The 4961-nt window shown below is 66.1% G+C and carries 6 protein-coding genes; 1 reads left to right on the top strand and 5 read right to left on the bottom strand.

The window, feature by feature from the left end; all coding sequences use genetic code 11:
* On the bottom strand, positions 1–831 hold an 831-nt coding region (locus tag ACWKY3_RS06995), incomplete at its 3' end, for a molybdopterin-dependent oxidoreductase (RefSeq protein ID WP_449315710.1).
* A gap of 266 nt (positions 832–1097) precedes the next feature.
* On the opposite strand from ACWKY3_RS06995, the gene ACWKY3_RS06990 reads away from it, so the two are divergent.
* Entirely contained in the window at positions 1098–2615 is a 1518-nt protein-coding gene (locus ACWKY3_RS06990) for a response regulator transcription factor (RefSeq protein ID WP_449315709.1), read from the top strand.
* Here ACWKY3_RS06990 and ACWKY3_RS06985 read toward each other — a convergent pair.
* From ACWKY3_RS06985 to rsmD, 4 genes are all read right to left on the bottom strand, one after another.
* A complete protein-coding gene (locus ACWKY3_RS06985; RefSeq protein WP_449315708.1) occupies positions 2587–3135 on the bottom strand; it encodes a YceD family protein in 549 nt (182 codons plus the stop codon). The two genes, ACWKY3_RS06990 and ACWKY3_RS06985, sit on opposite strands and share 29 nt — an antisense overlap.
* Positions 3135–3608 carry an ATP synthase subunit B family protein gene (locus ACWKY3_RS06980; protein ID WP_080797681.1) on the bottom strand — a complete coding sequence of 158 codons (474 nt, stop codon included), beginning with the start codon at positions 3606–3608 and terminating at the stop codon, positions 3135–3137. The genes ACWKY3_RS06985 and ACWKY3_RS06980 overlap by 1 nt, the downstream gene beginning before the upstream one ends.
* Before the next feature lie 163 nt (positions 3609–3771).
* A complete protein-coding gene (gene coaD, locus ACWKY3_RS06975) occupies positions 3772–4254 on the bottom strand; it encodes a pantetheine-phosphate adenylyltransferase (RefSeq protein ID WP_449315707.1) in 483 nt (160 codons plus the stop codon).
* A 26-nt stretch (positions 4255–4280) separates the two neighbouring features.
* Positions 4281–4871, bottom strand: coding sequence for a 16S rRNA (guanine(966)-N(2))-methyltransferase RsmD (gene rsmD / locus ACWKY3_RS06970; protein ID WP_449315706.1), 591 nt, complete (start codon positions 4869–4871; stop codon positions 4281–4283).
* Positions 4872–4961: the final 90 nt, after the last annotated feature.

Below are 4961 nucleotides of genomic sequence, written 5' to 3'. Positions count from 1 at the left end.
TTTGATGGCTGTGTCTATCCACGTCGCCGCCATCGCTCCGTCCGTCCCCGGGTACAGAGGCAGATGGATGTCCGCCTCCCGGCCGAGGTTGGTCACGCGCGGATCGACCACGATGTGGTAGTCCGCCGATTTGGCCACGTCCACCGTCATGCGGCCCGAGTCATCGTAGTTCGATATCTCCGATGCGCCGCCCCACTGCACGTACACGCGCGGATGGTCGCAAGTCGCCATCCAGTACGACGCGTACTCGTCGATCATCTGGGTGGCCGACGCGCGCGGCCCCTTGCATATCTGCCATGCGGTGATGTTGTTCGGCGTCCCCAGCGTCTGACGCGTCGACAACGCTCCTCCCATGCACCAGAACCGGCTCGTCCCCACCATCGCGAAGGCGGCTTCGCTCCCGTACTTCTCCGCGTTCTGCTTGAAAGCCGACCCTATCGTCTCCATCGCCTCGTCCCAGCTGATGCGCACCCAGCCCGGATCCTCTCCTTTGGGATTGGTCCTCTTCAAGGGATAGTGCACGCGATCGGGGTGGTAGACGGCCTGGATCGAGGCCATCGACTTCGTGCAGCAGTTCCCCATCGACTGGAACGAGCTGGGATCGCCTTCGATCTTCACCACGCGCCCCTCCGACACCGATACGAGCACGCCGCACTCCATCTTGCCGCACGCACGGCAACACGATCGCACCACCTCGACCTCTCCGGCTCCCCCTCCCGTTCCGACCTCCGCAAGGGCCGTTTGCATCCCTGCGGTCGTCGGAAGGGCGGCAGCTGCGGCCGTTGCGGCCGCTATCCCAAGAAAGCTACGCCGCGTCAGGCTTCTTCTCATGGTCCTCCTCCTCTGACGGTCCTTCACCTTGCAGGCGCCCTCTTCGGTTCCGTCATCGTCGGCTCGGCATCCGAAGGCGCGCCTCGCCCCCCATGGTGGAGCCTCCGGGCGCCGCGCGCATCGTCCCTTTCTCCCCATTTTCAAAAATGTTTCGCATGCAGGCTGGTCAAACATCCCTAGAGTAAAAGACTCTATAGACCCCGAGCGGGGCCGACCCTACAATGACCATGCATCGAAGGCGCACGGCGAAAAAAGGAGGGGGCCACATGAAGCCTGTCCGAAAGGTTCCGGACCATGCGTTTCTGATCGGGTTCGCCTTCTATCAAATATGGATCTACGCAGCCTTCTTCACGCAGGACGCGTACGTGTCGGCCAGCGATCCCGACCTCGTCCGCTACCGCATCTACCTGGAGTCGCTCGCCGTCCTCTGCGCGTCGCTCGTCATCATCGCCTTTCGGCCCTCGCTCATGAAAGGAGCCCGGCGGATCGCCTCCGGACGATTGGGAGCGGCCCTTCTTGTCGCGTGCGCCCCCCTGATGGCCCTTGCCGACGACTCGGGAGGCCTGCCCCTCGCGGCCCTCCACGCCGCAGGGTTGCTCAGCGGTGCGGGAACCGCGCTCCTCGGCGCGATATGGGCCGTCAGCTTCCGCAAGGCCGGCTCGAAGTCCCTCTCCTCCGTTCCCGCCATCATACTCGCCGAGGGGCTTCTCGTCCTGGGTCAGCAAGCCTCCCCCGCCTTCGCAATCAGCGCCCTCGTGGCCTTTCCCATCGTGTCGAGCATCTGCGCGCTTACGCCGTTGCGCCGCGCAAACGGCGGCGGGCAAGGCGGCGCCAGCGCCGCCCGCCCCTCGCTGGCGCAGTTCGCCGGATACGGATTCGCCTGGCTGGCGTTCGGTGCCGCCCTCGGCGTGTTCATCGGAGCGTCGGGAACCGAATCGCTCCGCAGGCTGCAGGACGGCACATGGCTCGCCGTCCTCGCGCTCACCTCGCTCGCCGTCATGGTCATGATGAGGACCATCGTCCCGCCTTCTCCGCATGATGGGGAAGGCGACCCCGAATGCGACGACGCGCGGCGCAGGGGCCGAACGTCCGCCTTGGTCTTCGGGATCGTCCTGTCCACACTGCTTTTGGTCCCTTTGCTGTTCAGAGGAGGATCGGAGCAGACGAGCATCGCGTCTGTTCCCTCCATCGCAAGCTTCGCCCTCATAGAGCTCATGACGCTCATGCTGTTCGCCAGCGCGGCCGACAAGTTCAACCTGTTCGTTCCCACCGTGTACGGCATGGGCCGCGCGGGAAGGGCCTTGGGGGTGTTCGTCGGATCCCTTGCGAGCCAAGCGTTCCTCGCGCAAGGAGGGAACGCCGCCTTCGATCAGGTGAAGACGATTCTTCTCGTTATGGCCTGCGAGATCGTGGTGGTGCTTGCGTTCCTGTTCGCCATGAGGAAATCCCGGCGTGCCGACGACCGGAAAACCCCCTTTCCCGACAGCGTCGAGAGCGCTTGCGAGGACATTGCCGAAGCGCACGGGCTTTCCGCCCGGGAAAGCGAGGTGCTCGCCCTCCTCGCGAAGGGATGGACCCAAAAGCGCATTCAAGACGAGCTGCTCATAGCCAGAAGCACGGCGAGCACGCATATCCACCACGTGTACCAGAAGCTGGGCGTGCGCTCGAAGCAGGAGGTTATCGATCTAGTGGAAACCCAGCGCCTTGCAGACGCGGAAACGGGCACCAAGCAGGCCCCGCCGGCCCGAAGCCAGCCTACTTCCCCTCGAAGGGGAAATCCTTGAGCACCGAGAACGGGTTTCGCGCCGCATCGTCGTCCTCGGCAGCGGGCGCGCAGCCGCAGGAACCCTCGTTGAGGTTCGCGCCGCACGCAGGGCACAGCCCCTTGCAGTCCTCCGCGCACAAAGGCACCAGGGGAAGCTCCAACAGAAGCGCCGCCGCGGCCAGCGGCTCCACGTCGATGGCCCCGTCGGCGGGAAGCGCCTCGAACTCGTCGTCGTCCAGATCTTCGGGCGCCTCCTTCCCCTCGCCCAAGAGGAAGTACCCTTCCATCTCCCCGATCACGTGGAAGGACGCCTCGTCCAGGCAGCGGGCGCAGGCCGTCTTGGCCTCGCCCTCCACCGTGCCGGTGAGCAGCAGCGCCCCGCCTGTGTTCGTGACGTCGGCCTGCCAGGCAAGCGGCGACGGGAAATCGTACAGATCCGGACCCGCCTTCAGCACGCCCAGATCAAGCTCGCCTTCGAAATGCGAGCTCTCCGCAGGGGCGAAGAGCTCGGGGGGCACAAGTATGCGGGCCGGTTCCATCAACGGCCTGCCGCCAGGGAGTTGGCGTTGAGGCGGTCGCGGCAGCGCCGCACGTTGCCGAGCAGCGTGTCCAGGCTCTGCTCCACGTGGCCGAACACCTCGTCGGCGTAGTCCTCGGCTCCGGCGCGCGTCTGGCGCTCCAGCTCGCGGGCGTCGGCGAGCACCTGGTCGGCCTGCTGCTGGGAGATGCGGACGATCTCCTGCTCGCTGGCGATGGTCATAGCCTGGCTGCGAGCGTCCTCTATCATGCGGTTGGCCTCGGCCTCCGCGTCGTCGAGCAGGCTTTGCCGCTCGCGGACGATCTGACGGGCCTGGGCGAACTCGCTCGGGAAGGTGTCGCGGATCTCGTCCATGATCTCGAACGCCGCGGCGATGTCGACCTGGCGCATGTTGTTCTTGCCGAACACCGGCTTCGAGTCCTCGAGCAGAATCGAGAGCTCTTCCAACAGCCCCAAGACTCCTGTTTCGTCCATGATTGTCCTTCCACCCTGGCGTGCTGCGTTTCATGTTCGTGAGCGCGCTCGGGTATCACCGCGCGCATGCGTCGCATTATTCTAGCATGCATGGCGGAAAAACCAACCTCCAATGCACAAAGCGTGCACATCTCGCCCGGTCGGAGCGCAGGTTACCGTTCCGCTACGCCGTGGCGAACCTCTCTGCGAGCGCGCGCGCCACGCATGGGGGCACGAACTGGGACACGTCCCCGCCCAGGCTGGCCAGCTCGCGCACGATGGACGACGAGAGGTACATGTACTGGGGCGGCGACATGATGAAGAGCGTCTCGAGCGCCTGGTTCAACTGGTAGTTGATGGCGGTCATTTGGAACTCGTACTCGAAGTCGGTGATGGCGCGCAGGCCCTTGATGATCACCGTGGCGTCCATCTTCGCCGCGAAGTCCACGAGCAAATCGTCGAAGGGCTCCACCCGCACGTTGGGCAGATGCGCCGTGGCCTCGCGCACGAGGCGGGCGCGCTCCTCGAGGGCGAACAAGGGGCGCTTCTTCGGCGACGCGGCCACCGCCACTATCACCTCATCCACCATCTGGGCCGCCCTCGTGATGACGTCCAAATGCCCGCTTGTGATGGGGTCGAAGGTTCCGGGAGTCAGTGCTCGCTTCATGGCAGGTGTCGCTTCCTTTCGCTTGGTCAGCCCTCGTCGCGTCCCGCGAACCGCAGGACGTCCACGACAGTATCCCCGTACTTCTTGCGCCGCGCAAGGGACAAATCATGCCTCTTCGCCCCCTCGTCGGCCTCCGCGTTGGTGGAGGCGGCGTGCTCGTAGACCACGATCGCGTCCGGGGAGACGGACCCTTCGGCGCGCAGCCGCGCCGCCAAACCCAGGGCCTCTTGCGCGGACAGGGCGTAGGGAGGGTCCAAAAACACCAAGTCGAAGGGCGGGCGGACGCGCGCGGGCGGGCACTTGAGGACGTCTGCGCGGCAGATGCGGGCCCGCGCCGCGCCCAAGCCGAGCGCCTTGGCGTTCGCCGCCAGCACGGAGGCGGCCTGCCCCGCGCGCTCGAAGAAGCACGCGCAAGACGCCCCGCGCGAAAGCGCCTCCAGCCCCAGCGCCCCCGACCCCGCGAAGGCGTCGAGCACGACGGCGTCCGCGAACCCTCCGCGCGCGCTCGCCACCGCGCTCATCATGGACTCGCGCACGCGGTCTGCGGTGGGGCGGGTGCCGTCGCCTTTCGGCGCCTTGAGCGGACGCCCCCCGAACTCGCCTGCGATGACCCTCATGGCTATCCTCCCAATCCCACGCGCTCCTGCGCGAACATGCGGCGCATCTCCCGGGCAAGCGCCCGATGCCCGGCGTCCGAAAGCCTGGGA

The sequence above is a fragment of the Rubneribacter sp. genome (assembly GCF_965361815.1).
This window is presented reverse-complemented; position numbering and strand designations above follow the sequence as displayed.

Bases quoted from the DNA above. Each gene is read 5' to 3' on its own strand.
- ACWKY3_RS06985 (WP_449315708.1), bottom strand. From the start codon at position 3,135: ATGGAACCGGCCCGCATACTTGTGCCCCCCGAGCTCTTCGCCCCTGCG.
- rsmD (WP_449315706.1), bottom strand. From the start codon at position 4,871: ATGAGGGTCATCGCAGGCGAGTTCGGGGGGCGTCCGCTCAAGGCGCCG.
- ACWKY3_RS06990 (WP_449315709.1), top strand. From the start codon at position 1,098: ATGAAGCCTGTCCGAAAGGTTCCGGACCATGCGTTTCTGATCGGGTTC.
- coaD (WP_449315707.1), bottom strand. From the start codon at position 4,254: ATGAAGCGAGCACTGACTCCCGGAACCTTCGACCCCATCACAAGCGGG.
- ACWKY3_RS06980 (WP_080797681.1), bottom strand. From the start codon at position 3,608: ATGGACGAAACAGGAGTCTTGGGGCTGTTGGAAGAGCTCTCGATTCTG.